The 26,577-nt window shown below is 66.0% G+C and carries 26 protein-coding genes; 7 read left to right on the forward strand and 19 right to left on the reverse strand.

Annotation, left to right across the window (positions count from 1 at the left end; translation table 11 throughout):
* Positions 1-7: 7 nt before the first annotated feature.
* The 10 genes from ACZ1I2_RS18430 to cyoA all read right to left on the reverse strand — a co-directional run bounded on the left by ACZ1I2_RS18430 (position 8) and on the right by cyoA (position 8,178).
* Complete coding sequence (locus ACZ1I2_RS18430) at positions 8-220, reverse strand: F0F1 ATP synthase subunit C (RefSeq protein WP_055777096.1); 213 nt, start codon at positions 218-220, stop codon at positions 8-10.
* Between the two features lie 64 nt (positions 221-284).
* Complete coding sequence (locus ACZ1I2_RS18435; protein WP_465177113.1) at positions 285-1,052, reverse strand: F0F1 ATP synthase subunit A; 768 nt, start codon at positions 1,050-1,052, stop codon at positions 285-287.
* Between the two features lie 60 nt (positions 1,053-1,112).
* On the reverse strand, positions 1,113-1,403 hold the full coding sequence (locus ACZ1I2_RS18440) for an AtpZ/AtpI family protein (RefSeq protein WP_465172727.1): 291 nt from the start codon (positions 1,401-1,403) through the stop codon (positions 1,113-1,115).
* Between the two features lie 206 nt (positions 1,404-1,609).
* Entirely contained in the window at positions 1,610-2,143 is a 534-nt protein-coding gene (locus tag ACZ1I2_RS18445; protein ID WP_465176272.1) for a response regulator transcription factor, read from the reverse strand.
* Entirely contained in the window at positions 2,144-3,457 is a 1,314-nt protein-coding gene (locus ACZ1I2_RS18450) for an ATP-binding protein (protein ID WP_465176271.1), read from the reverse strand.
* Positions 3,457-4,155 (reverse strand): SURF1 family protein, encoded by a 699-nt coding sequence (locus ACZ1I2_RS18455; protein WP_465177112.1) that lies wholly within the window; start codon positions 4,153-4,155, stop codon positions 3,457-3,459. The genes ACZ1I2_RS18450 and ACZ1I2_RS18455 overlap by 1 nt, the downstream gene beginning before the upstream one ends.
* Positions 4,152-4,502, reverse strand: coding sequence for a cytochrome o ubiquinol oxidase subunit IV (gene cyoD, locus ACZ1I2_RS18460; protein ID WP_465172724.1), 351 nt, complete (start codon positions 4,500-4,502; stop codon positions 4,152-4,154). Before cyoD ends, ACZ1I2_RS18455 begins: the two co-directional genes overlap by 4 nt.
* On the reverse strand, positions 4,499-5,158 hold the full coding sequence (gene cyoC, locus ACZ1I2_RS18465; protein ID WP_465172723.1) for a cytochrome o ubiquinol oxidase subunit III: 660 nt from the start codon (positions 5,156-5,158) through the stop codon (positions 4,499-4,501). The genes cyoD and cyoC overlap by 4 nt, the downstream gene beginning before the upstream one ends.
* Before the next feature lie 2 nt (positions 5,159-5,160).
* The gene (gene cyoB / locus ACZ1I2_RS18470) at positions 5,161-7,161 is read right to left on the reverse strand and encodes a cytochrome o ubiquinol oxidase subunit I (protein ID WP_465176270.1); all 2,001 of its coding nucleotides are present in this window, start codon (positions 7,159-7,161) and stop codon (positions 5,161-5,163) included.
* Positions 7,162-8,178, reverse strand: a complete 1,017-nt coding sequence (cyoA, locus tag ACZ1I2_RS18475; protein ID WP_465177111.1) for a ubiquinol oxidase subunit II — start codon at positions 8,176-8,178, stop codon at positions 7,162-7,164.
* 183 nt (positions 8,179-8,361) lie between these two features.
* On the opposite strand from cyoA, the gene ACZ1I2_RS18480 reads away from it, so the two are divergent.
* A complete protein-coding gene (locus ACZ1I2_RS18480; protein ID WP_465176269.1) occupies positions 8,362-9,693 on the forward strand; it encodes an MFS transporter in 1,332 nt (443 codons plus the stop codon).
* A gap of 16 nt (positions 9,694-9,709) precedes the next feature.
* On the opposite strand, the gene ACZ1I2_RS18485 is transcribed toward ACZ1I2_RS18480, so the two are convergent.
* The 4 genes from ACZ1I2_RS18485 to ACZ1I2_RS18500 form a co-directional block, all read right to left on the reverse strand.
* Entirely contained in the window at positions 9,710-10,081 is a 372-nt protein-coding gene (locus tag ACZ1I2_RS18485) for a YdbL family probable chaperone protein (RefSeq protein ID WP_465177110.1), read from the reverse strand.
* Positions 10,082-10,089: 8 nt separating this feature from the next.
* Positions 10,090-10,272 carry a YnbE family lipoprotein gene (locus tag ACZ1I2_RS18490; protein ID WP_465176268.1) on the reverse strand — a complete coding sequence of 61 codons (183 nt, stop codon included), beginning with the start codon at positions 10,270-10,272 and terminating at the stop codon, positions 10,090-10,092.
* 47 nt (positions 10,273-10,319) lie between these two features.
* Entirely contained in the window at positions 10,320-13,526 is a 3,207-nt protein-coding gene (locus ACZ1I2_RS18495) for an intermembrane phospholipid transport YdbH family protein (protein ID WP_465176267.1), read from the reverse strand.
* A 122-nt stretch (positions 13,527-13,648) separates the two neighbouring features.
* Entirely contained in the window at positions 13,649-15,220 is a 1,572-nt protein-coding gene (locus ACZ1I2_RS18500; RefSeq protein ID WP_465176266.1) for a hypothetical protein, read from the reverse strand.
* Positions 15,221-15,392: 172 nt separating this feature from the next.
* Between ACZ1I2_RS18500 and radC the strand changes: the two genes are divergently transcribed.
* Complete coding sequence (radC, locus tag ACZ1I2_RS18505) at positions 15,393-16,076, forward strand: RadC family protein (protein ID WP_465172717.1); 684 nt, start codon at positions 15,393-15,395, stop codon at positions 16,074-16,076.
* Between the two features lie 257 nt (positions 16,077-16,333).
* A complete protein-coding gene (locus ACZ1I2_RS18510) occupies positions 16,334-17,563 on the forward strand; it encodes a mandelate racemase/muconate lactonizing enzyme family protein (protein ID WP_465176265.1) in 1,230 nt (409 codons plus the stop codon).
* Between the two features lie 80 nt (positions 17,564-17,643).
* Here the strand turns inward: ACZ1I2_RS18510 and ACZ1I2_RS18515 are convergent, their stop codons facing one another.
* On the reverse strand, positions 17,644-18,132 hold the full coding sequence (locus ACZ1I2_RS18515) for an EF-hand domain-containing protein (protein WP_465176264.1): 489 nt from the start codon (positions 18,130-18,132) through the stop codon (positions 17,644-17,646).
* Positions 18,133-18,446: 314 nt separating this feature from the next.
* Between ACZ1I2_RS18515 and purB the strand changes: the two genes are divergently transcribed.
* Positions 18,447-19,754 (forward strand): adenylosuccinate lyase, encoded by a 1,308-nt coding sequence (gene purB, locus ACZ1I2_RS18520; RefSeq protein ID WP_465176263.1) that lies wholly within the window; start codon positions 18,447-18,449, stop codon positions 19,752-19,754.
* A gap of 273 nt (positions 19,755-20,027) precedes the next feature.
* Here the strand turns inward: purB and ACZ1I2_RS18525 are convergent, their stop codons facing one another.
* A complete protein-coding gene (locus ACZ1I2_RS18525; RefSeq protein WP_465176262.1) occupies positions 20,028-20,891 on the reverse strand; it encodes a sigma-70 family RNA polymerase sigma factor in 864 nt (287 codons plus the stop codon).
* Between the two features lie 148 nt (positions 20,892-21,039).
* Between ACZ1I2_RS18525 and ACZ1I2_RS18530 the strand changes: the two genes are divergently transcribed.
* Entirely contained in the window at positions 21,040-21,345 is a 306-nt protein-coding gene (locus ACZ1I2_RS18530) for a hypothetical protein (protein ID WP_465172712.1), read from the forward strand.
* A 53-nt stretch (positions 21,346-21,398) separates the two neighbouring features.
* Here the strand turns inward: ACZ1I2_RS18530 and dnaJ are convergent, their stop codons facing one another.
* Entirely contained in the window at positions 21,399-22,517 is a 1,119-nt protein-coding gene (gene dnaJ / locus ACZ1I2_RS18535) for a molecular chaperone DnaJ (RefSeq protein WP_465172711.1), read from the reverse strand.
* A 64-nt stretch (positions 22,518-22,581) separates the two neighbouring features.
* Positions 22,582-24,486, reverse strand: coding sequence for a molecular chaperone DnaK (dnaK, locus tag ACZ1I2_RS18540; protein ID WP_465172710.1), 1,905 nt, complete (start codon positions 24,484-24,486; stop codon positions 22,582-22,584).
* Between the two features lie 160 nt (positions 24,487-24,646).
* Here dnaK and ACZ1I2_RS18545 point away from each other — a divergent pair, with 160 nt between their 5' ends.
* Positions 24,647-25,084, forward strand: coding sequence for a copper chaperone PCu(A)C (locus ACZ1I2_RS18545; protein ID WP_465172709.1), 438 nt, complete (start codon positions 24,647-24,649; stop codon positions 25,082-25,084).
* On the forward strand, positions 25,081-25,563 hold the full coding sequence (locus tag ACZ1I2_RS18550; RefSeq protein WP_465176261.1) for a vgr related protein: 483 nt from the start codon (positions 25,081-25,083) through the stop codon (positions 25,561-25,563). Before ACZ1I2_RS18545 ends, ACZ1I2_RS18550 begins: the two co-directional genes overlap by 4 nt.
* A gap of 1 nt (position 25,564) precedes the next feature.
* Here ACZ1I2_RS18550 and ACZ1I2_RS18555 read toward each other — a convergent pair whose 3' ends face one another.
* The gene (locus ACZ1I2_RS18555; RefSeq protein WP_465176260.1) at positions 25,565-26,470 is read right to left on the reverse strand and encodes an ROK family protein; all 906 of its coding nucleotides are present in this window, start codon (positions 26,468-26,470) and stop codon (positions 25,565-25,567) included.
* Between the last annotated feature and the right edge of the window lie 107 nt (positions 26,471-26,577).

Consider the following 26,577-nt stretch of genomic DNA (forward strand, 5'->3'; position numbering starts at 1 on the left):
TCTTCGCTTACTTGACGACGAAGAGGATGAGGATCGCGACGACGAACGCGATCAGGCCGAGCAGCTCGGATGCCGCGAAGCCGATGAACAGGCGGCCCTGCTGGCCGTCTGCCGCGCCCGGATTGCGCAGCGCGCCTTCGAGGAACGAGCCGAACACGTTGCCCACGCCGAGCGCGGCCATGCCGACGCCGATCGCCGCGAGGCCGGCACCGATGTACATTGCACCAAGATCAGTCATGATAAGCTCCCTAAAAATACGGTATTAAACGATAAAGTCGAATGACTTAGTGCAGGTGCACCGCGTCGTTGAGGTAAAGCGAGGTCAGCAGCGCGAAGACATAGGCCTGGATCGCGCACACCAGCAACTCGAGCGCGCTGACGCCGACGATCATCAGAAAGCTGAGCACGGTGACGATGAAGCCGATCGGGCTGCCGTCGAGGCCCGCGTTCAAGCCCTGCACCACGAAGCTGCCGAACACTTCGAGCAGGATGTGGCCGGCGGTCATCGCGACGAACAGTCGCAGGCCGAGGCTGAACGGGCGGACCATGAACGACACGAACTCGACCGGGATGATGACGGGCATCAGCCAGCCGGGCGCGCCGTGCGGCACGAACAGCGAGAAGAAGTGGAGGCCATGGCGCCAGAAGCCGACCGCGAGCACGATGCCGAACGACAGGAAGGCCAGCACCGCGGTGACGGTGATGTGGCTGGTCACGGCGAAGGTGTGCAGGCCCGGCACGATCGCCAGCGGCAGCACGCCGACCAGGTTCGCGAACAGGATGAACATGAAGATCGAGAAGATATAGGGCGCGAACTTCTTGCCCTCCGGTCCGATGTTCACCTGCATCATGTTGTCGATGAAGCCGACGACCGATTCAGCCGCGACCTGCCAGCGGGTCGGGACCAGCTGGCGCTTCATGCCGCCCCACATGAACAGGAACAGCAGCGCGAACACGACGACCATGAACAGCGCCGAGTTGGTGAAGGAAACATCGTATCCGAACAGCTCGATATGCCGGCCGAGCACGGGCTCGACCATGAACTGTTCCATCGGGTCAATTTTACCGGCCACGATCGCCTTACCCTTGTGCGTTGCTGTCGGAAGCGACGGTCATTCCGCGCGCTCCTTCGAGATCTTGAAGATGTTGCGGAACGCCGCGACGACGGCCAGCACGAGCAGGATCAGCAGCAGCCAGGGGCTGGTGCCGAGCCACTTGTCGAGCAGCCAGCCGATGAGGCCGCCACCGATCGGCGCGCCGATCAGCTCGGCCAGCACACGCGAGCCCTGCGAATAGCCCTTGGCGGGCTTCGCCGCAGGGTTCCCGGCAGTACGCGCCTCTTCGACCGCTCGCGCATTGGCGATACGGCTTTCAAGGTCATCGTTCTGGCGGTCGTCGGCCAACGCGAAAGCATCCTGATAAGAAAACGCCGCCGGGCTTGCGCACGGCGACGGAAAACATGGGGCGAGCCCCCGTTGCGGCGCCCGTTTAGAAAAGGGGTCGGCTTGAGTCAACCTTAACCGGGCGTTGCCCGACGGTGACATTGCGGTGCCTTTGACGGGCAGGTTCCGGCCGCCATTCCGGGACCTTGCACAAAGCCGAATCACGGTCACCGGATCGGCCGCTTCTCCAGCTTGCGCGCCAGCGTCCGCCGATGCATGCCGAGCCGGCGCGCGGTCTCCGAGATGTTGAACCCGGTTTCGGCGAGCATCTCGTTGATCCGTTCCCATTCGAGCGTCTTGATCGAGGTCGGGCGGTTGGTGAGCGGCGCCTCCGCGTCCCCATCCCCCCTGGCGAACGCGGCCTCGATATCGTCGGTGTTCGACGGCTTCACCAGATAATGGCAGGCGCCCAGCTTGATCGCCTCCACCGCGGTCGCGATGCTGGCGAAGCCGGTCAGCACGACGATCAGCATCGCCGGATCATGCGCGTGCAGCCGGGCGACGCAGGGCAGGCCCGATGCGGTGCCGAGCTTGAGGTCGACCACCGCGTATCCCGGACGTTCGGTCTCGAGCAGCGCGTCGAGCTCGGTGGGGCTGGTCGCGACACTGACGCGGTAGCCGCGCCGCTCGAAGGATCGCTGCAGGGTGCGGGCGAAGGTGGCGTCGTCCTCCACGATGACGAGGGTGCGGGCCTGGTCCATCTAGCCTCCTGCGGGTGCCGACGAGATCATCGGAAGAACGAGCCGCACTTCCGCCCCGCCCGCGATGTTACGCGCCTCCAGCCGGCCACCGAGGCGGCGCGCGACATTGGTGGCGAGGAACAGGCCGAGCCCGTGCCCTGCCCCCTTGGTCGACTGGTAGAGCTTGCCCACCGTCGCCAGATCCCGCGGCGCGAAGCCCGGCCCGTGATCGCGCACCACGATCGCGAGCATGTCGCCCTCCGCCTCGGCTTCGAGCACCACGCCATGGGACGATGCCTCGGCCGCATTGTCGAGCAGGTTCCATACTGCCTGGCGCAGCGCGGGCTCGACCACGATCACGGCGCCGCCCGCCGTGGCCGGATCGCACACAAAGGGAACCTCGGCATGGATCTCGGCCCAGGCATCGCCCACGCGGGCGATGAAGGCGCCTGCCGCCATGCTCTCCAGCGGCTCGCTGCGTGGCTGGCCGGCGGAATGGAGGATATCCGAGACGATCGACTTGCAGCGCTGCACCTCCGCCTGCATCTCCGCCACTTCGGCGGCAAGCGCCGGGTTCCGCGCGATCGCCGGCATGCGGCGCCAGTCGGCCAGGATGACTGACAACGAGCCAAGCGGCGTCCCCAGTTCATGCGCGGCGCCCGACGCAAACAGGCCCATGCGCACGATGCCCTCCTCTTCCGCGGCGCGGTGGCGCAGGTCGGCGAGATAGGCCTCGCGCGCCCGGAGGTTCCGGCTGATCCGGGTGATCAGCTGCACGAGCAGCGCGGCGACGAGGACGAAGCTGATCCAGCGGCCGATCGCGAACAGATCGGCGCTCTCGGCGATCAGCCCGCCGGGGAGCGCCAGCGGTACGAAGCGCAGGGTCAGCAGCCCGTAGCTCAGGCCGGTCGCCACGACGAGGACCGCCGCCAGCATGGGCGTCAGCAGGATCGCGCCGAGCACCACCTGGAGCAGATAGAGCGAGATGAAGGGATTGGCCGCGCCCCCGCTGAGATAGAGCTGGAAGGTGAGCGTGCCCATGTCGAGCAGCAGCGCCAGCATGATCTCGATGTCGCGCACGCGGTGCCGCCGCAGCGCGACCGAGGCGACGAGATTCGCCAGCCCGAGCGCCAGCGCGGCGCCCAGCATCCAGCCGAGCGGGAGCACCACGCCGAAGCCGAAATGCACGACCAGGATGGTCACGGTCTGGCCCGCCACCGCGATCCAGCGCAGCTGAGTGAGCTGGCGCATATTGTCGGCGGTGGCGTTCTCGGGCGAGGTGCCGCCCGGCATGGCGGACCGCCCGACCATCAGGGCGAGGAGCGGCGTGTCCATTACGCGGCCTCACGCCCGCGCAACAAAAGACGGATCGCCGCGATGCACAGCCCGGCCAGGGCGAACCAGGTCAGCGCATAGACGAGATGGCTGTTGCGGAACCGGACGACGGTCAACCCGCCAACGGGATAGCCGCCGGGATTGAGGGTGGCATCCGCATCGATGAAGAAGGGCGCGACTGGCCCGAGGTGCCGCGCCCCGGCGATCGCCGCCACATCGCGCGAATACCAGCGGTTTCCCGCCGGATCATTGCTGCGCAGGAAAGCGCCGTGCGGCTCGGTCATGCGCAGCAGGCCCGTGACGGTCACCGGCCCCCGCACCTGCCCGGCGGCGCGACGGGACGGATCGCGCACGCTCTCCGGGACGAACCCGCGATTGACCAGCACGATGCCCTGCGCCGTACGCAAGGGTGTGAGCACCCAGAAGCCGGCGCCGCGTTCGGTCACTGCCTGCACCAGCGCCTCGGCGCCGTGGTCGAAGACGCCGCGCGCGCGGACATGGCGATAGGCATCGGTCCCCTCGGCCACCCTGCCCCATTCGCCCGGCAGTGGCAGGCCCGCGGGCGGCGCGTGGACGCGCGCCTCGACGCGCGCGATCAGGTCGAGCTTCCAGCTGCGCCGCTCGATCTGCCATATGCCGAGGGCCGCGAAACCGATCGCCCCGAACAGGGCGAGACCGAGGAGGAGCAGGCGGCTCAGGGCTGGTTGCTCATCTCCGGCCCGTTCATCGGCATCATGTTCGCGTTGAGATGATGCATGATCCACAGCGACCCGCTGATGCAGATGAGGATCAGCACGGCCGTGAAGATATAGGCCATCAAGGTCCAGCCGCCCTCGACGCGCGGATTGACGTGGAGGAAGCAGACGGTGTGCACCAGGATCTGCGCGAAGGCGGCGACGATGATCACCGCCGCGGTCGCCTGGGGATTGCCGAGCGCGCCGGTCATCACCAGCCAGAAGGGCAAGGCCGTCAGCACCACCGACAGCAGGAAGCCGACCAGATAGGCACGGCGCGAACCGTGCGCGTGGGAAGCGTCAGCACTCATTGCACGGCCCCGAGCAGATAGACGAAAGTGAAGACGCCGATCCAGACGACGTCGAGGAAGTGCCAGAACATGCTGAGGCACATCAGCCGCTTCTGGTTTTCCGGATGCAGGCCGCGCTGGCCGAGCTGGAACAGCATCACGCCGATCCACAGGATGCCGAAGCTGACATGCAGGCCGTGAGTCGAGACCAGGGTGAAGAAGGCCGACAGGAAGGCGCTGCGTTGCGGCGTGGCGCCCTCGGCGATCAGATTGCCGAACTCGTAGAGCTCGACGCCGACAAAGGACGCGCCGAGCAGCGCGGTGACGATCAGCCACAGCCGGGTGCCGCCGAGCTTGCCCTGCTGCATCGCGATCATCGCGAAGCCATAGGTGATCGACGAGACGAGCAGGATCGCAGTGTTGAGCGCGACCAGCGGCAGCTCGAACAGCTCGCGCTGAGTCGGCCCGCCGGCATAGCTGGTGCTCAGCACGCCATAGGTCGCGAACAGCGTCGCGAAGATGAGCGCGTCGCTCATCAGGTAGATCCAGAAACCCAGCAGCGTGCTGCCCGCGGCAGGCTCATGGCCATGGTCACCGTCATGGCCGTGGCCGTCTTCCTCGATCAGGTAGAAGGTCGGGGTGCGGCCATCGGCATCGGCAAGCGTCGTCGTGCTCATGATCAGGCTCCCGCCGCGAGCAGCGCGGTGCGCTCGCCCTCGGTTTGCGCGACCTCATCGGCGGGGATGTAATAATCGCGGTTGTAGTTGAAGGTATGGCCGATCGCGACGACGAACAGGCCGACCAGGCTGACCGCGGCCAGCCACCAGATATACCACACCATCGCAAAGCCGAGCACCAGCGCGAGGCCGGACAGGATGACCCCGGCCCCGGTGTTGCGCGGCATGTGAATCGGGCGGAAACCGCTCACCGGGCGCTCCGCGCCGCGTTCCTTCATGTCGTACCAAGCGTCGAGATCGTGCGCGATCGGGGTGAAGGCGTAATTATAGGCCGGTGGCGGCGACGAGGTCGACCATTCCAGGGTGCGGCCGTCCCAGGGATCACCCGTGAAGTCGCGCAGCTTGTCGCGGTTCTTGATGCTCACCGCGATCTGGATGACGAAGGCGAGGATGCCGATCAGGATGATGACCGCGCCGATCGCGGCGATGACGAACCAGATCTGCAGGCTCGCATCGTCGAAATGGCGCACGCGGCGCGTCGTGCCCATCAGGCCGACGATGTAGATCGGCGTCCAGGCGACCCAATAGCCGATCACCCAGCCCCAGAAGGTCACCTTGCCCCAGAAGCGGTCGAGACGGAAGCCGAAGGCCTTGGGGAACCAATATTCCATGCCGGCGAACAGGCCGAACACCACGCCGCCGATGATGACGTTGTGGAAGTGCGCGACCAGGAACAACGAGTTGTGCAGCACGAAGTCGGCGGGCGGCACGGCGAGCAGCACGCCGGTCATGCCGCCGACCACGAAGGTCAGCATGAAGGCGACCACCCACATCATCGGCAGCTCGAAGCGGATCCGGCCGCGATACATGGTGAAGAGCCAGTTGAAGATCTTCGCGCCGGTCGGGATCGAGATCACCATGGTGGCGATGCCGAAGAAGCTGTTGACGCTGGCGCCCGAGCCCATGGTGAAGAAGTGGTGGAGCCACACCAGATAGCTCAGGATGGTGATCACCACCGTGGCATAGACCATCGACGAATAGCCGAAGAGGCGCTTGCCGGTGAAGGTCGAGGTGATTTCGGAATAGATGCCGAACACCGGCAGGACCAGGACGTACACCTCGGGGTGGCCCCAGATCCACACCAGGTTCCAGTACATCATCGGGTTGCCGCCGAGATCGTTGGTGAAGAAATTGGTGCCGGCATAGCGATCGAGCATCAGCAGCGCGAAGGCGCCGGTCAGCACCGGGAAGATCGCGATGGCGAGCACGTTGCTGCACAGAGCGGTCCAGCAGAACACCGGCATCTTCATCATCGTCATGCCCGGCGCGCGCATCTTGATGATGGTGGTGACCATGTTGATCGCGGACAGAGTCGTGCCGACGCCCGCTATCTGCAATGCCCAGAGATAATAATCCGGCCCCGTATCGGGACTGTTCTGCAGGTTGGTCACGGGCACGTAGTTGAGCCAGCCGCCGCGCGAGAATTCGCCGACGAACAGCGAGACCATGACGAGCAGCGCGCCCGCGACGGTGAGCCAGAAGCTGAGATTGTTGAGGAAGGGAAAGGACACGTCGCGCGCGCCGATCTGCAGCGGCATGACGAAATTGACCAGGCCGACGATCAGCGGGATCGCCACGAAGAAGATCATGATCGTCCCGTGCGCGGAGAAGATCTGGTCGTAATGATGCGCGGGGAAATAGCCCTGGTTGGCGCCGAAGGCGACGGCCTGCTGCGCGCGCATCATCAGTGCATCGGCGAAGCCGCGCAGCAGCATGATGATGCCGAGGATCATGTACATGACCCCGATCTTCTTGTGGTCGACGCTGGTCAGCCATTCGCGCCACAGCCAGCCCCACAGGCGGTATTTCGTCACCGCCGCCAGGATGCCGACGCCGATCAGCACGACGGCGATGAAGGTCACGAGCAGGATCGGCTCGTGGAGCGGGAAGGATTCGAGGGTGAGGCGGCCAAAGATCGTGCGCGCCAGGCTTTCGGTGAACATTTAACGCTCCTGGTGCGAATGCGGGGCGGGGCTGGCCTGCGCGCCGGGCGGCGGGGTGAGGCTTTCGCCGCTGTCCTTCTCGCCGTCCTGCTTGAACAGCGCGCCTTCGGCCTTGCCCTGGTCAGTGCGCGGCGCGGCGTGGCCGCCCTTTCCGGCATGCCGCATCATGTCGCTCATGCACGGCGTGCCCGGCTTGACGCAGCGATTGTAGATGCGGTCGAACAAAGTCGCGTCGACGCCACCGAAATAGAGTGGCGGCACCCTTTCGCTCGGGCGCTCCAGCAGAAGGAAGCCGCTGGTATCGAGCGTGCGGCCGCTCGCCTTCACCCGCGCGACCCAGGCGTCGAACCCACCCTTGTCGACGCCGTAAAGCTTGAAGCGCATGTCGGAAAAGCCGGCGCCGCTGTAATTGGCGGACATGCCCTCATAGCTGCCCGGCTTGTTGAGTACCGCGTGGAGCGTGCTGCGCATGCCCGGCATGGTGTAGATCATGCCGGCCAAGGTCGGCGCGTAGAAGGTGTTCATCATGTTGGTCGAGGTCATGTCGAACCGCACCTGGCGGTCGACCGGCAGCGCCAGTTCGTTGACCGTCGCGATGCCCTGTTCCGGATAGATGAACAGCCATTTCCAGTCGAGCGAGACGACCTGGATGACCAGCGGCTTTTCCTTCGGATCGACCGGCCTGCCCACTGTCACCCGGTCGAGCGGCCGGAACGGATCGAGCAGGTGCGTGCTCCACCAGGTCAGCGCGCCGAGGCAGATGATGATGAGCAGCGGTGCCGACCAGATGACCAGCTCCAGCGAAGTCGAGTGGTCGAAATGCGGATCATAGGTCGCGTCCTTGTTGGACGCGCGATAGCGCCAAGCGAACACGATGATCAGCGCGATCACGGGGATGATGATGACCAGCATCAACGCCGTCGAGATGTAGATGATGTCGCGCTGCTGCAGCGCGATGTCGCCCGCGGGGTTGAGCACGGCACGGTCGCAGGCCGAAACCAGCGCGACGAGCGGCATCAGGATGAGCGTTGGCACGAGTCGTCGACTCGCCGGCGTTGGGTGTTCGCGCATGGTCATCGCCTATCCCGACAGGTCTGGATGCCGACATTGGACATTTTGTCCGATACCCCCGAGAGCTTTTTATCGTGCAAGGCGTGTTGTAAAGTGGAATCCTGCCATCAGGCTGTGGAGCGAAGCGCCATGACTGCACCGATCGCTGCGTCGACCTCGACGCCCCTCGAGCGCGACGCGCGCCTGATCACGGCACGCGAACGCAAGATCGCGCCCGGCGAGATCGCGATCGGCGTGATCGTCGGCCGCACCAGCGAGTTCTTCGACTTCTTCGTCTATGCCATCGCTTCGGTCCTGGTGTTCCCCTCGCTGGTCTTCCCCTTTGTCGATGCGCTGACCGGCACAATGTATTCCTTCGCGCTCTTCGCGCTGGCGTTCATCGCCCGGCCGATCGGCTCGCTGATCTTCATGGCGATCGACCGCAACTACGGTCGCGGGGTGAAGCTGACGATCGCGCTGTTCCTGCTCGGCGGCTCGACCATGTCGATCGCCTTCCTGCCCAGCTATAATGACGTCGGCATCGTCGCGGTCTGGCTGCTCGCGCTGTTCCGGCTCGGCCAGGGCGCGGCCCTGGGTGGCGCGTGGGACGGGCTGCCGTCCCTGCTGTCGCTCAACGCGCCCCGGGATCGCCGCGGCTGGTATGCGATGATCCCGCAGCTCGGCGCGCCGCTCGGCCTGATCGTGGCGGCCGGCCTGTTCGCCTTTTTCCTCGCGACCCTGACCACTGCCGACTTTCTGAGCTGGGGCTGGCGTTATCCCTTCTTCGTCGCCTTCGCGATCAACGTGGTCGCGCTGTTCGCCCGCCTGCGCATCGTCGCCACGCCGGACTTCGAGCATCTGTTCGAGAGCCGCGAACTGCAGCCCGCGCCGATCGGCGAGACGCTGCGCGCGGAAGGCCGCACCGTCCTGCTCGGCGCCTTCGCGCCGCTGGCGAGCTTCGCGCTGTTCCACCTGGTGACGGTGTTCCCCCTGTCCTGGGTCGTGCTCTACACCGGCGAGGGCACGGTTCGCTTCCTGCTGATCGAGATGATCGGCGCGGGCGTCGGCGTGTTGTCGATGCTCGCCTCGGGCATCATCGCCGACCGGGTCGGGCGCCGCGCGGTGCTGGGCGTCTCCGCGGTACTGATCGGCGCCTATAGCGGCTTCGCCCCGCAACTGCTCAACGCGGGCGGCTTTGGCGAGACGCTGTACATGCTGGGCGGGTTCGTGCTGCTCGGCCTTGCCTTCGGCCAGTCCTCGGGCGTGGTAAACGGCAGCTTCTCGCGCGAGCGCCGCTATACCGGCGCGGCGCTCACCGCCAATCTCGCCTGGCTGATCGGCGCCGGCTTCGCGCCGCTGGTCGCGCTGACCCTGGCGAGCCGGTTCGGCCTGTGGTCAGTGGGCGTGTACCTGCTGTCCGGCGCGGTCTGCACGCTGGCCGCGCTCGGCATCAACAAGGAATGGGCGCGTCCGGGAGACTGATCGGCGACGCCGGAGATCAGACGCAGCGGGAATCGCGTTCCGGCGGGCCGGCGCCGCGCGTCGCCCAGATACCGCCCGGCGTCTTGTACTTCTCGCCCGGCGCGGTCTTCAGGATCAGGTTGCAGCCGCTGACGAACGCCATCTGCTCCACCGTCGCGCCCGACGCGGCGCTCTCGGTATATTTCGCCTTGCGCTGGATGTTGATGCTGTTGACCAGAGTGCGCAGGTCCGGGGTGCCGGCACCGACGATGCCGAGATAGCCGTCGGGCTGCTCACCCACCTGGCCGGCCGCGCGCGCCGCCTGATAGGCGGGGTCGCGCTGCGCATAGGCCGCCGTGGCAAGGCCCGCGACCCCAAGGGTCACCGCGATCGTCATCAGCTTCATCATCTTCTTCATCAGAAAATTCCCGGATTCTGCTGGATCAACGCCTTCGCCTCGCCGTCGAGCCGATAGACGACTTCCTGAGTCACGTTGATGTTGAGGTTGATCTCGATCGGCTTGTCCGGCGCGGTCACGTTGACGCAACCGGCGGTTGCGGCGGTGGCGCCCAAGGCCATGATCGAAAGCATTCTCTTCATCCCGTACCTCGTCGGTCTCCACTCTCGTTTCGTCAATCCTGTTTCGGTCATCGCAGTTTCTCGCTTTCGGCAGGCTGAATGGGCTGGATCGCGGGCGGAGTCTCCTCGGGCGGCTTGCCGCGCTTGCGCTGCTCCTCGAGCAGGGCGGGCAGGTTGCGCTGCACCAGGCGTTTCGGGTCGTAGAAGGATGCGGTCGCATCGATCAGGCCGCGAAAGGGTGCCTTGATCCGCACGTTGAAGATGAACGGCAGCTTCTGCAGCCGGTCGAGGATGAAGTTGCGCTTCGCCCCCTCGCCCTGGCCGACGCCTTCGAAGCGCACCTCAGTGATCATCTCGCCCGCGAGCGGACCGTTCATCACCAGCTCGAGGTTGCGATAGCGCAGCGATTTGAGCGCCTGGAAGGCGAGGTTGCCCCAGAAACCGACATCCTTCTGGCTGACCTCGCCGACATAAGCGATCGTGCCGCCGCCCGGGCGCACCGTCAGCCGGCCATGCTCGATCCGCCCACCCTGCTCGTCGAAGACCATCGGCAAGGTGCCGTCGAACACGCCGGTCGCATTGAGGTTCTTGAAATCGAACTGCTGGAGGAACTGGCCGGCATCCATGCCGGTGACGGTGAAGGTCATGCGGCGCTCGATGCTCTGGCCGAAATCGAGCATGGTCGGCTCGAGCACCAGCGACCCGCCGGCAAAGGGCCAGCGCCCTTCCTCGATCTGGACTCGCGTGCCGGCGAGCAGCCGGTAGCGGATGGTGCCGTCATTGACCGCGATGCCGGGATTGATCGTCTTGATCGTCGCGATCTGGCCCGGCGCGCTCTCCAGGTTGAGCAGATCGGTGAAGCGGATCTCGCCGGCGATGCCGGTGACCGGTCCCACGGCGGCGGCGAGATCGGTGCCGGGGGTGCGGAACACGCCGTCACTCGTCACCCCGGCCTGGTTCCAGCGAATATGGCCTTCGCCCGAGACGGTACCGACCACATTCTGAATCACGCCTTTGGTCAGCGAAGTGAGCTGTTCGGGCCGAAACGCCTCGCCAAAGGTGATGCCAGGCACGGTCAGGTCGGCATGGCCGCTGCCGTTCGACAGATCATGCTCGATCGCGACGCCGCTGACGAAGACCTGTTTTTCGGGCGTGCTCAGCCGACCGGTGGCGGTGATCCGGTTGTCGGCGAGACGGAGCGCCACGTCGCTGCCGGCGAGCGGCTCGAAGCGCGGCTGCGGATCGGCATCGGCAACCTTGAGCGTACCGCCGGTCAGGTCGAGCACGCCCTTGGCGAAGGTCCAGCGCCCCTGCGCTTCCGACATCAGCAGCGGCACATTGGCGATGCGCCCCGAACCGCCCTCGATCGTGCCGGCCATGGTGCCCCCGGACAAGCCGCCCTCGACTCGCGCGAAGGAGAGTTGGGTGACGCGGTCGGGCGCGCCGATCCGGACATCGACATGGCGAAGATCGGCGCGGGTATCGTGCAGCCGGAGCAGGAGGCTGGCGGCGGACAGCGTAAGCGGCGAACTGCCGATCGCGCCCGACAAGCGCAGCGCGCCGGACTGGACACCGCCGCCGATGCGACCGCCGTCGAGACGCAACATTGCGCCGTCGACCGGGCATAAAGTCGCGGATGTCTGCCCCAGCCTGAAACTCGACAGGGCAAGCGCACCGACCGACAGCGGCGCGCAGGTGCGATTGATCTGGAGCCGGTCGCGCCCGTCCCACAGGCCGTTCACCGGCAGGACGAGATTGTCGATGCGCCCGTCGGCGAGCGGCCCCGACAGAGTGACGCGCGTCGCGATACGGGTCGTGCCGCTTGGCGTCGCGGCGAAGCTGACCGGCGTCAGCGCGAGGCGGGCATTGCCGGCAGCATAGGGCTGCATGGTCGCGGTGCCGCTCACTGGCCCGCCCGCCACCGCCTGCGCGACGCGGATCGTGGCGGTCGGGAGGTTCCCGCCGCCCAGATCGACCGAGCCGTCGAACCGTACGCCCCCACCCGGCCAGGCATAGCCAATTCCTTCTCCACCGGCGATCGTCGCCCAGGCGCCGGAGGCACTTGCAAGCTGGAGACGCGAGACCCTGGCCTGGCCGCGTCCGCCGTCGAGCGAAACGGCGATATCGGCGTCGAGATCGGCGGATTGCGCGGCGGCCACCGCGGCGTCGACTGCCTTGTGGACCAGCGGCCCCACTGGCGTGCCCGCGCCCTTGTCGCGATAGGTGGCCAGCCGGGCCCGCATCAGCTTGCCCAACAGGGCATGGCGGGCACCGGCCTTGCCCTCGAACGCGATGCCCGCCGTGCCGAACCGGTAGGTCCCGGTGAGCGTGGTCGAATCGGCGGCAATACCCCGAGACGCGGCAATGCCCGACACAAGGTCGAGCTTGCCGGCCGTGCCGTCCGCCTTGCCGGCGAAATCGATCGTGCCGGTGAGGGTGTGGAGCTCGGCGGACGGATGGCGAATCTTCGCCACAGAGAGCTTCGCGTCCCCGCGCCAGCCGTCCAGCGCCTGCTCCAGCGTCACCGAGATGTCGGCGCCGGCATCGCTCAGCACGGCACCCGCGCAATCGAGCTTCCCGGCATGGACCGGCCCGCGCAAGGTCGGGCGCGCCGAGGCGATACGCACCGCCAGCACCGCCGTCGCGGGGCCGCTGACGCAGCCGCCGAGATCGAGCCGTTCGGTGATGGCCGCGACCTGACCGGCAAAACCGTCATTCAGCTTGCCCTGCCCGCTCAGCTTGATGCCGATCACGCCCTGCGGCGCGACCAGCCTGATCCGTGCATCCTGCACATCGGCAAAGAGCGCGGGCAGCGCGAAAGGCTTGCCCGAAGGCGCTGGCATCAGCTTGTCGAGCGCGCCGAGCGACAGCTTGCCGTCGATCAGCCGCGCGTTCATCCGGACATGGCCCGCACGGATCGCGGTGACGGTGGCGCCGGACAGGCCGATGCTGGTGCGCAGCTCGATCCAGTCAGCGACGAGATCGGGATGCGCCGGATCCCCGATCGATACGTTGGTCAGGCGCTGGCGGTTGAGGCCGAGATCGGCGATCTTGTAGCGCGCAGGCACGCCATAGCCCGTGAGCGCCTTGTCGATATAGCTTGACGCAATCGGCTTGCGCTGAGTCCAGAGCGCGACCAGCCCGGCGAGCAGGACCAGCGCCACGACGAGCACGACCCGGCGCACCCGCCGCCAGCGGGGCTTATCCTCGATCGCTTCGTCCAGACTCAGCTCGCCACTCCCGGTTGCGGCACAAGGGCACGCGCTCTTCAGCATAGGGCACGCCCAGGCACGTGCAATTGCGCGTGGCCACCCGGTCTCCAATTCCCGAACCCCGATGAGCGTTCCCGAAAGGGAAAATGGCAGCCGTGCCCGACCGTATCCTACCCCCGACGGCGCTACCGGTGTCCGCTCGAAACGACCCTGTAGACGGCGGAGCGGCCGTCCGACCAGACCGGTGCCAGATCGGCGGCCTGAACCCGTCCGACCGGAAAGCCGATCGTCCAGACATAGCCAAACGTCCCTCGATCGAAATCGCGGATCGCACGACCCAGGCCAGGGCTCCCCGGCACCGTCGGCGGATAGACGAGCTGAGACGGATCCCGATCATAAGGGGCCGCGGCCGGGTGCAGGGGACGGACAAGTTGTTGCCCCGCCAGCGACCATTGTTCGTTGGTGAAGACGCGTCGGCGCGCAATCGCGATCCCGGCAATATGGCTCAGTCGCGGATTGTTCCAATTGTCCGCCGCCGGCTCGTCGACCAGCACCAGCACCGCCGCCCCTTCCGGAAACAACGGCACCGCGCGCAACGCCTCTTCCTGGCGCTGGGCGAAAAGATCGAGCGCGATCGTCGAGGTGGCGGTCCTCACCAGAAAGAACGCCGCCGCCGCGAGCGCCAGCCGGCCCGCAAGCCGGTCTGCCCTTGGGCCTATCCTGATCGCGAGGACGGCCACCGCCACGGTGGCGGGCAGCACGCGCATATCGACGCAGGATGCCCCTGCATAGAAAGCGGGCAACAGAATGAAGGCGACTCCGCCAAGCAGGGCGGGCGCCGCCAACACCGGCGAGAAGGACAGAGCGCGCGAGCGAAGGGCAAGCGCCAGGAGGAGATATAGCAAACCGGCGCCGAGAATATCGTATAGCTGCCACCGTTCGCGAAGCAGCGACATTGCCCAGAACAGCTTCAACGGCCAATCGAACCAGTCGCCGGTCGCCCCGGTCAGCCGGTTTTCGCCAGCCGCAACCGTCAACAGCACAGGCAGCGCCATCGGAACACACATCAACGCCGCATGGACACCCGCACGCCATGGGTTGAGGCCCGCGCGCCGTCGCAACGCCCATTCCGCCCCGAACGCGAACAAGCCCAGCATTGCCCAACCAAAGGAATGGCTGACCCAGACCAGCGCGGAAATAGGCACGAACAGGACGATCCGCGTCCAAGGCCGCGCCTTGTGCGCCAGCCTGATCCAGAGGGCGAGACCAGCCAGCGCCAGCGCTGACGCGAGCGAGAAGTTCACAAAGCCCGACTGGAACGGAAAGGCATAAGCGAGCGGGAACGCAAAGGCGGCCGTCGGCGGCGGCCTGCCATGTACCTCCCGAACAAGCCACAGCATCGCGGCGACCATCAGCATCGGGATGGTCAGCACGACTAGCTTCGTCGCTGGCTCAAGCCCCATGACGGGCGCCAAAGCGAGCACTATTCCGTCCACGCCGAGATTGCCGACCAGGGCCCAATGAACCGCATAATGCTGCGCAAGCGGCAATGACCCAGCCTCCGCCATGATCCGGAAACGACCGATATGGCCGGGCAGGTCGGTCAAAGGCGGGATGGCCGGCGTCAGCAACGGCAATGCCGTGAGCAAAATGGCGAAGGTCGCGGCTGCGCGACTCTCCCACCAGCGCCGGTCCCGGTCGGGAAGCTGCGTCGGAGAATCTTCCGATACGGAATGCCGATCAATCGCGAGGTTCATTCCACGGACCTGAACCGACCGGTATCGAATACTCGCTTCATGGGATTTTCGCTCGCAGGCCGTGCAGGACGCCGGAACCACGGTTGCAGCCCGACTATAAGGGAACACGTAACAGGCGTCGCGGGATGCGCAATTGCGCGTGCCCATCGCTGCCCCTAGTCTCGGACAAAGGATGAGCGTTCCCGACAATGACAATAGCGGCCACCGTGCCCGCCTGCGCCAGCGGCTGAGCGAGGGCGGATCGGACGCGCTGCTCGATCATGAGCTGATCGAATATCTGCTCGCGCTGGCGATCCCACGGCGCGACACCAAGCCGCTGGCCAAGGCCTTGCTCGCCGAATTCGGCGGGATGGGTGGGCTGCTGACGGCCGACCATGAAGCGCTCGGGCGCGTGAAGGGCATGGGCGAAACGTCGGTCGCGGCGGTCAAGGTCGCGCATGCCATCGCGCTTCGCCTGCTGCGCGCCGAGGTGGCGGCGCGGCCAGTGCTGTCCAACTGGCAGGCGCTGCTCGATTATCTTCGCGCCGACATGGCCCACCATATCCATGAGCGGGTGCGGGTGCTTCACCTCAACACCAGGAACATGCTGATCCGCGACGAGCTGATGAGCGAGGGGTCGATCGACGAGGCGGCGGTCTATGTCCGCGAAGTGATCAAGCGGGCGATGGACCTGGGATCGGCGGCGCTCATCCTGGTCCACAACCATCCAAGCGGCGATCCTACGCCGAGCCGGGCCGATATCGAGATCACGCGCAACATGGTGGAGGGCGGGAAGCGCATGGGCATTACCGTGCACGACCATATCATCATGGGCACGAGCGGTCATTCCAGCCTGCGGGCGCTGGGGTTGATGTAGGGCGAAGGGACAAAGTCGACCGGCGTCACCCCCTCACTCCCGTCACCCCGGGCTTGTCCCCGGGGTCCATCGTTCCGGAAAACGCAACGCCGGGTGCGTACGAGGAAACATGGATGCCGGAACAAGTCCGGCATGACGGTGGAACGGGTCGCTCTCTGCTTCCCTCTCAGCTTTTGAGGAACGCCAAGGGGCGGTCGATTGACGTCGCGATTCCTGCCCGGATAGCCTTGCCTATCTGAAATCATGGGCCACATGCCATGCGCCGTCGCGATCTCCTGAAAGCGCTCGGCGCTGTCGCCCTTGCGCCGCTGTTCGGGACGCTCGACGCCCTTGCGGCGCCTGCACGCGGGCTGGTGAAGATCACCGCGATCAAGGCGATGCGGCTGAAGGAGGGGCAGACCCTCATCAGGATCGAGACCGATGCCGGGATCAGCGGCTATGGCGAGTGCGGCGCGGACGGGCCGACGGCGCGGTCAGTGATCGCGGCCTATAATGGCGGGGGCCGCCTTCCGCATCTCGGGCTGATCGGCAAGGACCCGCTGGCCATCCAGGTCCATTTCCACAACATGTTCTATGCCTATGAGCAGCGCGGTCGGGCGATCCGCGTGCTGAGCGGCATCGACATGGCCTTGTGGGACCTGGCGGGCAAGATCCTGAACCAGCCCGTATCGAAGCTGCTCGGTGGCAATTTCCGCGAGGAGATCGATCTTTATTCGCACTACCCGGGCGGCAATTATCTCGACAAGGCAGAATGGCGCGACCGGGTGCAGCAACTCGCGGCCGACCCATGGGGGTTCCAGGCGTACAAGGTCGACACGCATCACGTGCTCGGCGTGCCGATGCAGCAATATACGCCGTCGCTGGGCCCGCAGGATTTCCGCAGGATGGAGCGCGCCTATGCGTTGGCGCGCGAGGCGTTCGGCGACGACATCGACATCCTGGTCCATTGCCATTGCGAGTTCGACGTGCCGAGCGCCATCGGCATCGCGCGGGCGGTGGAGCCGATCCGTCCGCTCTATTTCGAGGATCCGCTCGCCCCGGCCTGGTCGGAAGGGTGGAACGCGCTGCGCCGCGCGACCAAGGTGCCGATCATGACCGGCGAGAATATGGAGCTGGCGGAATTTGCCGTGCCGTTCCTGGAGAATCAGGCCGTCGACATCTTCCAGCCCGACATCATCAATTCGGGCGGCATCACCGGTACGAGGATGATCGCGGAGATGGCGGCGCGCTACCGCATCCCGGTCGCGCTGCACAATGTCAGCGGGCTGCTGCTCAACATGGCGTCGCAGCAATTGGCAGCGGCCTTGTTCAACTGCCCGCGGATCGAATGCTCGCGCCGCGCGGTCGATTTCAAATGGGCGAAGGCGAACCCGCTGGTCATTAAGGGCGGGCACATGGCGGTGTCGCACGAGCCTGGGCTCGGGCTCGATATGGACGAGGCGTATCTGCGCGCGAACCTTGCGCCGGGCGAGCCGTGGTGGGGATGATCGGCCTAAACGGCGAACGGCCGCCGGGCCCGAAGGTCCGACGGCCGCCCCGGAGGGACTGCGCGTCCCGCTAGGTAGCTTTACGAGCCCTTGGTCAGGAACCCGGTGAGCTCGGTTTTCGACAGCGACTTGCTCTTGTCGGTGTCGGCGCTGGCAAAGGCCTGGTTGACCCAGGTCTTGGTCGCAGCGCTCTCCGCCTTGGTCGTCGGATCGCTCGCCGTCTTCAGCGCGACCATCCACGAACTGAACTCGGTCTCGTTGAGCGACCCGTTCGAGTCCTTGTCGTAGGTCGGGAACTCGGTGCTCACGACCTGCGCGATCTGGGCGGCGCTGGTGGCCGGCTGGGACGCGGTCTGGACCGGCGCCGCGGCAGGTTCAGCAGGGGCCGGCGTAGCCTGGGCGGTCTGAGCGGGCGCCGCCGCCGGATCGACCGGGGTCTGTTGCGGCGTGGTCTGCGCGATCTGGTCCGTCACCGGCGCAACCGGGCTCATCGCCTGGTCGACGGGCGAGGCCGTCTCGGGTGCCGCAGCATCGGGCGCGGCCGGAGTCGCCTCAGGCGTAGTCTGCACCGGCGCAGCTTGAGTAGTCGGCGCCGTCTGGGTGTCGGCAGGCTTATCCTGTGCCAGAACAGGGACAGAAATCGTCATAGCGCTGGCAAGAAGAATATATTTTAACATGTGCTCTCTCCGTTGGTGTTACTTCAAGATACATAAGCCGGTCAATTTCCCGTTGACCAAGACTTGAAGATAAAACCCCTCAGCCACCGAGATAGTTCATTTTTTCTCGATTTGAAGCTTCGCCTCGTCCCTGCTAACGCGCGGCTCATCGCGAGTCCGTTCAGGATTCGCGACGAACAGAAACCGGAATTTCAGGAACCGTTGCCATGGTGCCACGCTACTCACGCCCCGACATGGTCGCCATCTGGACGCCCGAAGCTCGATTCCGCATCTGGTTCGAGATCGAAGCGCACGCGACGGACGCGCTCGCCGAATTGGGCGTAGTCCCCAAGGAAGCCGCGAAGGCGATCTGGGAGAAGGGCGCGTTCGAGGTAGACCGGATCGACGAGATCGAGCGTGAGACCAAGCATGACGTGATCGCCTTCCTGACCAACGTCGCCGAGCATGTCGGGCCCGAGGCGCGCTTCATGCATCAGGGCATGACCTCGTCCGACGTGCTCGACACCTGCCTCGCAGTGCAGCTGGCGCGCGCGAGCGACATATTGATCGCCGATATCGACGCGCTGCTGGTGGTGCTGAAGCGCCGCGCGATCGAGCACAAGATGACCCCGACGATCGGGCGCAGCCACGGCATCCATGCCGAGCCGGTGACGTTCGGCCTCAAGCTCGCCCAGGCTTATGCCGAGTTCGACCGCAACCGCGCCCGGCTCGTCGCCGCGCGCGCCGATGTGGCGACCTGCGCCATCTCCGGCGCGGTCGGCACCTTCGCCAATATCGACCCGTTCGTGGAAAGCTATGTCGCCGAGAAGCTGGGGCTGAGCGTCGAGCCCGTCTCGACCCAGGTGATCCCGCGCGACCGCCACGCGATGTTCTTCGCGACCTTGGGCGTGATCGCCAGCTCGATCGAACGCCTCGCGATCGAGATCCGTCATCTCCAGCGCACCGAAGTGCTGGAGGCCGAGGAATATTTCTCGCCGGGGCAGAAGGGCTCGTCGGCGATGCCGCACAAGCGCAACCCGGTGCTGACGGAGAATCTGACCGGCCTGGCCCGCATGGTGCGCGGCTTTGTGACGCCGGCGCTGGAGAATGTGGCGCTGTGGCATGAGCGCGACATCAGCCATTCGTCGGTCGAGCGCTATATCGGGCCCGACGCGACGATCACGCTCGACTTCGCGCTGGCGCGGCTGGCGGGGGTGATGGACAAGCTGGTCGTCTATCCGGCGCGGATGGAGAAGAACCTCAACAAGATGGGCGGGCTCGTCCATTCGCAGCGCGTGCTGCTGGCGCTGACTCAGGCGGGGGTGAGCCGCGAGGACGCCTATCGCCTGGTCCAGCGCAACGCGATGAAGGTGTGGGAATCGGATGGCGCGCTGTCGCTACTCGATCTGCTCAAGGCCGATCCCGAGGTGACGGCAGCGCTCTCACCCGCAGAGATCGAGGACAAGTTCGACCTCGGTTATCACCTGAAGCATGTCGATACGATCTTCGCCCGGGTGTTCGGGACTGGTTATTGAAGCAAGATGTCACTGATCGGGCGGCGAAGCGTGCCGATTCGTCGATGAAGCGATTGCAAATGCTGCAACTGCGAAGGCGCGTAACAATATTGCGAGAGTCCGCAACAATCTCCACATAGGGCCTAGCCGGACTTTTCCGGCATCGGAGACCCTACCATGCGCTTCTTTGAAACCGTGGTCAGCACCATGCTGACGTTCACGGCTCTTGCGCTGGTGGTCGAGGTCGTTAGCCTCTGATCCATCGGCCCGCCCACCCCTTGTCTAAAGGGGTGGCTAGGCCGGCGGGATGGCCGACCAGCTCAATCCTTCCATGATATAGGTGGCGTAGTGGAAGTCCCGGATCACGGCGATCCGGTCACCGCGCCAATCGAGCAGCACGACAAAAATGGGTGGACCTGACTCGTCCCCACGCTTCCGGATCAGCAATGCCGGACGCCCCTCCGCGATGCCCACACTTGCCCGCCAGTCCGGCAGCGCAGCGTAGCGCGTGAAATAAATCGACACGTCGCGCGCACCGGACAGCGTCGTCCGATTGGCGAGATCCAGCTTCACATCCTCGGCCAGCAAGGCGCGCAGGGCATCCCAGTCATGGGCGTTGAAGCGGTCGGCATAGGCGCGAAGGCGTGCGCGCTCGGCAGGCGCGATGACCGCCGATATTTCCGCTTGTTGCGCAAGCGCGCGCAGCCTGGTCCGGCCGCGATGAAGCGCTGCTTTGACCGCTGGGACCGTCATGCCGAGAATCGCCGCGGTTTCGGCGAGCGAGTGACCCAGCACATCGACGAGCGCCACAGCCGATCGCTGTGCCGGCACGAGATGGAGGAAGCTGCCCAGCCCGGCCTCCACCGCGATCCGCCGGTCGGCCTCTTCGGTCGACGCATCGTCCGAGACGGCAAGAGCATCGCGCGCCTCCTGCCGCCGCCTGCGGCGTAGCGCATCGAGCGCGGTATTGTGGACGATGCGGAAGATCCAGGCGTCGGGCTCGGCCACCTGCGCGCCGGCGCCGAGTGCTTCGGCTGCCTTGGCGAGCGCATCCTGGACGACGTCCTCGCCATCAAAGGCCGACCCCATCATACGCGCGGCATAACGGTGCAGCCGCGGCCGCATCTCACCCAGCCAGTCGTTCAACCGGTCCGTCACACGCACCTCCACTTTTCCTCTAGCCCAGGGACGCCGCGGGAGACGCAAAGGATTCGGGTGAGGATTCTTTTTCGACCGCCGAATCCTTTGCGGGGTCGGCACCGTCTCATCCTCCGACGCGATGCCGCGTCGATAAGGAACCCACATCATGCAGAGAGTGACGCTGGTACGCTATGCGACCAAAGCCGAGACGTCGGACGAGAATGAACGGCTGGCGCGCGCCGTGTTCGACGAGGTACGCGCCAACGCGCCCGATAAGGTGGGCTATGCCCTGTTCCGCGACGGGGACGAATTTATCCACCTGTTCGTCAATCTGGCCGACGAGAGCGCCGATGCGGTGACCGGACTGCCGTCTTTCCAGGCCTATCAGACCGATCTGGCGTCGCGCTGCGCCACGCCGGTCGTGCCGGTGCGGTTGGCGGTCGAACTGGTCGACAGTTTCGGGATTGGTTGATCGCACAGGCCCTCCCCTGACCCCTCCCGCAAGCGGGAGGGGTATTCATAGGGTCAGCCGAGCGCGCTCTTCACTTTCTTGAAGAAGCTCGTGGTCTGCGGGTTTTCCTCGCCGGTTTCGGTGGCGCGGAACTGTTCGAGGAGTTCGCGCTGCCTGGCCGACAGCTTGGTCGGTGTCTCGACCTCGACCCTGATCACCAGGTCGCCACGCCCGCGGCCCTGCAGCACGGGCATGCCCGCGCCGCGCTGGCGCAGCTCGCGGCCGCTCTGGGTGCCGGCCGGGATCTTGATCGTGTGGCGCTCGCCGTCCGGCCCGGGGATGCGGATCTCGCCGCCCAGCGAGGCGGTGGTGAAGCTGATCGGCGCGCGGGCGAACAGGGTCGTGCCCTCGCGCTCGAACAGCGCGTGCCGCTGCACGTGCAGGAAGATGTAGAGATCGCCCGGAGGCGCCCCGCGCGCGCCGGCCTCGCCCTCGCCGGTCAGGCGCACACGCGTGCCCTCGTCGACGCCAGGTGGGATATTGACGGTGAGCGTCTTGGTCTTTTCGACCCGGCCCTCGCCGCGACAGGCGCTGCACGGGTCGGAGATGACCTGGCCCGCGCCGTGACAGCTCGGGCAGGTCCGCTCGACCACGAAGAAACCCTGCTGGGCGCGCACCTTGCCGTGCCCGGCACAGGTGCCGCAGGCCTTGGCGCTGGTGCCGGGATTGGCGCCGGTGCCCTTGCACGAATCGCAGGAGGCCGAAACGTCGACGGTGATGTCGGTCGATTTGCCGCGGAACGCGTCCTCGAGCGTGATCTCCATGTCGTAGCGCAGATCGGCGCCGCGCCGCGCGCCGCGCGGGGCCCGCCCGCCGCCGCCCATGAACTCGCCGAAGATATTTTCGAAGATGTCGCTGAACGCGCCGAAATCCTGCGCGCCCGCACCGGCGCCGCCACCGCCATTGCGGAACGCGGCATGGCCGAAACGATCATAGGCCGCACGTTTCTGCGGGTCCTTGAGGCAATCATAGGCCTCGCTGATCGCCTTGAAACGGGACTCGCTGTCCTTGCACCCGTCATTCTTGTCGGGGTGATATTTCATGGCGAGCTTGCGATAGGATGCCTTCAGCGTGGCATCGTCCGCTGTGCGCTCGCATTCGAGCAATTCGTAAAAATCGACTTCGGTGGTCATCTTGGGCCCCCGCCCTCCCCGTTACCCCTGCTCATCGCAGGAATAACGGGGGGAACGCAACAAGTTACGCTTTGGTATCGTCGACTTCCGAGAATTCGGCGTCGACCACGTCCTCGGCAGGAGCTTCCTGCGCCGCATCGGCGGCAGGCGAAGCTTCCGACTGGGCCTGCTTCTCGTAGATCGCCTGGCCGAGCTTCATCGCGACCTGCTGCAGGGCATTGGCCTGCTCGCGCATCGCTTCCGGATCGCCGCCCTCGACCGCCGTCTTGGCCGTGGCCACCGCCGCCTCGATCTCGGCCTTGAGCGACGCGTCGACCTTGTCGCCATTGTCGGCGAGCTGGCGCTCGGTGGTGTGGATCAGGCTGTCGAGCGTGTTCTTCGCCTCGGCTGCCTCACGACGCTTCTTGTCCTCCTCGGCGAACTGCTCGGCGTCGCGGACCATCTGGTCGATGTCGCGATCCGACAGGCCACCCGAGGCCTGGATGCGGATCTGCTGCTCCTTGCCCGTGCCCTTGTCCTTGGCGGACACGTTGACGATGCCGTTGGCGTCGATGTCGAAGGTGACCTCGATCTGCGGCACGCCGCGCGGCGCCGGCGGGATACCGACCAGGTCGAACTGGCCGAGGATCTTGTTGTCGGCGGCCATCTCGCGCTCGCCCTGGAAGACGCGGATCGTCACGGCCTGCTGATTGTCGTCAGCGGTCGAATAGGTCTGCGACTTCTTGGTCGGGATGGTGGTGTTGCGGTCGATCATGCGGGTGAACACGCCACCCAGCGTCTCGATGCCCAGCGACAGCGGCGTCACGTCGAGCAGCAGCACGTCCTTGACGTCGCCCTGCAGCACGCCGGCCTGGATCGCGGCGCCCATGGCGACGACCTCGTCCGGGTTGACGCCCGAATGCGGTTCCTTGCCGAAGAAATCCTTCACGACCTGGCGCACCTTGGGCATGCGGGTCATGCCGCCCACCAGGACGACCTCCGCAATATCGGCTGCCTTGAGGCCGGCATCGGCCAGCGCCTTGCGGCACGGCTCGAGCGTGCGCTGGATCAGATCCTCGACCAGCCGCTCCAGATCGGCGCGGGTGATCGTCTTCACCAGATGCTTCGGACCATTCTGGTCAGCAGTGATGAAGGGCAGGTTGACCTCGGTCGTCGCGGCGGACGACAGCTCGATCTTCGCCTTCTCGGCCGCTTCCTTCAGCCGCTGCAGCGCCAGCTTGTCCTTGGTCAGGTCAATGCCTTCGGCCTTTTTGAAGTCTTCGGCCAGGAAGCGCAGGATCTTGTCGTCGAAATCCTCGCCGCCGAGGAAGGTGTCGCCGTTCGTGGCCTTCACCTCGAACACGCCGTCGCCGATCTCGAGCACCGAGATGTCGAAGGTGCCGCCACCAAGGTCATACACCGCGATGGTCTTGCCGTCCTGCTTGTCGAGGCCATAGGCCAGCGCCGCTGCGGTCGGCTCGTTGATGATGCGCAGCACTTCGAGGCCGGCGATCTGGCCGGCGTCCTTGGTCGCCTGGCGCTGCGCGTCGTTGAAATACGCAGGAACGGTCACGACCGCCTGAGTCACCGTCTCGCCGAGATAGGCCTCGGCGGTTTCCTTCATCTTCTGCAACGTGAAGGCGGAGATCTGCGCCGGCGAATAATCCTTGCCGCCGGCCTTGACCCACGCGTCGCCATTCGGGCCCTTGACGATGTGGTACGGAACCAGCTCGGTGTCCTTCTTGGTCACCGGATCGTCGAAGCGGCGGCCGATCAGGCGCTTCACCGCGAAAATCGTGTTCTCGGGATTGGTCACCGCCTGGCGCTTGGCCGGCTGACCGATCAGCCGCTCGCCATCCTTGGCGAACGCGACGATCGAGGGCGTGGTGCGCGCCCCTTCCGCATTCTCAATGACCTTGGGCTTGCCGCCTTCCATCACGGAAACGCAGCTGTTGGTCGTGCCCAGATCGATACCGATTACTTTAGCCATGGTCCTCTTCGGCCCCCGTCTTCAAAAAAATTGCCTCTCGACCGCGCCCCCTGACTGGGCGACGCGGCACTTACTGCTGGCGATATAGGGGGGCTTTCGCTTGCCGCAAGATTTTCGACTCCCTAGAGGCCGGACAACATTCCCGAAGCGGGAGAATATGATGCGTATCCCTGCCCTCCTTGGTGTCCTGCTGGCGCTTGCCGGCTGCGAGAGTCCCAACGAAATCCATGTCACCAAGGCCTGGGTGAGGCTGGCCGCGGTGCCGCGCGGGCCGGCGGCGGCGTATTTCACACTGCATGGCGGACCCGCCGACGCGACTCTGGTCAGTGTGACCAGCGACGTCTCGATCCGCGCCGAGATGCACGAATCGATGCAGACAGGATCGATGGCCTCGATGAAGCCGATTCAGCAGGTCGCCCTGCCCGCCGGAGGCGAGGTCGCCTTCGCGCCGGGCGGCAAGCATGTGATGCTGTTCGATCTGAACCCCGGCATCAGGCCGGGCGCGCCGGTGCCCTTGCTGTTCACCTTCGCCGACGGCCAGCGCGTCACCTACAAGGCCACCGCCGTCGGTGCCGGCGAGGCTTCGCCGGGAAGTTGAGCGCCGACCGCTCCGGCCGCCCGCTGACCGCGGGCGAGATCGCGCTGGCGCGAAGCGTGTTCGGCGACGCGATCGATTATGCGCAAGTGCGAGTCACGCGGCGCAAATGGGCGTTCTTCCAGCCGCGCGAAACGGTGATGGCGCCGACCGGATCGATCCATTTCCATCCCGGGGGCAGCCGCTACCGCGACGATTTCGCCGCCGGGTCGCTCGACGACCAGGGGCTGTTCATCCATGAGATGACTCATGTCTGGCAGCACCAGAAGGGCATCAGCCTGCCGATCAGGCGGCACCCCTTTTGCCGCTACGATTATGCGATCCGGCCCGGCCTGCCGCTGCACCGTTACGGCATCGAGCAACAGGCTGAGATCGTCCGACACGCCTTCCTGTTGCGCCGGGGGGCGCGGGTGATCGGCGCGCCGGCACTGGCGCGGTACGAGGAGATATTGCCGTTCGGCACCGCGCTGGAGCGGGCCTGACCTATTTTTTCCCGGGCGCAGCGGGGCGAAGCGCCCGGATGCCGAGTTCGATCGCGCCGAGCGGCCCGGCATGGTTGCCGAGCGCGGCGGGCACGACATAAGCCTCGATCGGGTCGAGACCGGGGGCCGCGACATAGCCGCCCAGGCTCGCGACCAGTTTCTCGCGGATGCGCGGGAAAAGATGGGGCGTGCCGACCATCACGCCGCCCCCCATCACAATCCGGCGCGGGATGCCGGTCAGCACGAGCGTGTGCGCGAGCTGGGCCAGCGCATGGGCGACGCCGTCCCATACCGGATCGTCCGCGGCGAGCTGCTCCGCGGCCTTCCCTGCCCGCGCCCGGATCGCCGGTCCCGATGCGAGACCCTCGAGACAGTCGCCGTGAAAGGGACAGATGCCGGGCCAGCCATCACCGGACAACCGTACCGGACGGATATGGCCGAGCTCGGGATGAGACAGGCCATTCGTGGTTTCGCCGCCCATCACCAGCCCGATGCCGATCCCGGTGCCGACGGTGACATAGGCATGGTCGGCGACATCCCGCGCGGCACCCCAGCGCCCCTCGGCCAGCGCCGCCCCGGCCACATCGCTGTTGAAGCCCAGCGGCACGTTCGCGTGGCGCGAGAGTCGCCGCGCGACATCGGTGTTCGACCAGCCGGCCTTGGTCGTCGCGGTGATGAAGCCGTAGTTCGCCACCACCGGATCGATCGAGACCGGGCCGAAACTGGCGATGCCCAGCGCCTGATAGCCCGACCAGCGGCCAAGCACTGCCTCGACCGCCGCGAGCGTTTCGTCCGGCGTGGTCGTGGGGATGCGGACTTCGTCGCGGATATCGTCCGGGCCGGAGCCGAGAACGCAGATACATTTGGTGCCGCCAAGTTCGATGCCGGCGATCAGGGGATTGGTCATGCGGATGCTATCCGCTGCGCGCCCGAATACTGTCAATCGTAGGTCAATGCACGGACCGGCACATTCTTGCGACAAATGGAGTCTAGGGCTCCGACGGTGATTCGAGT

The organism is Sphingomonas sp. BL-S-29 (genome assembly GCF_055521495.1).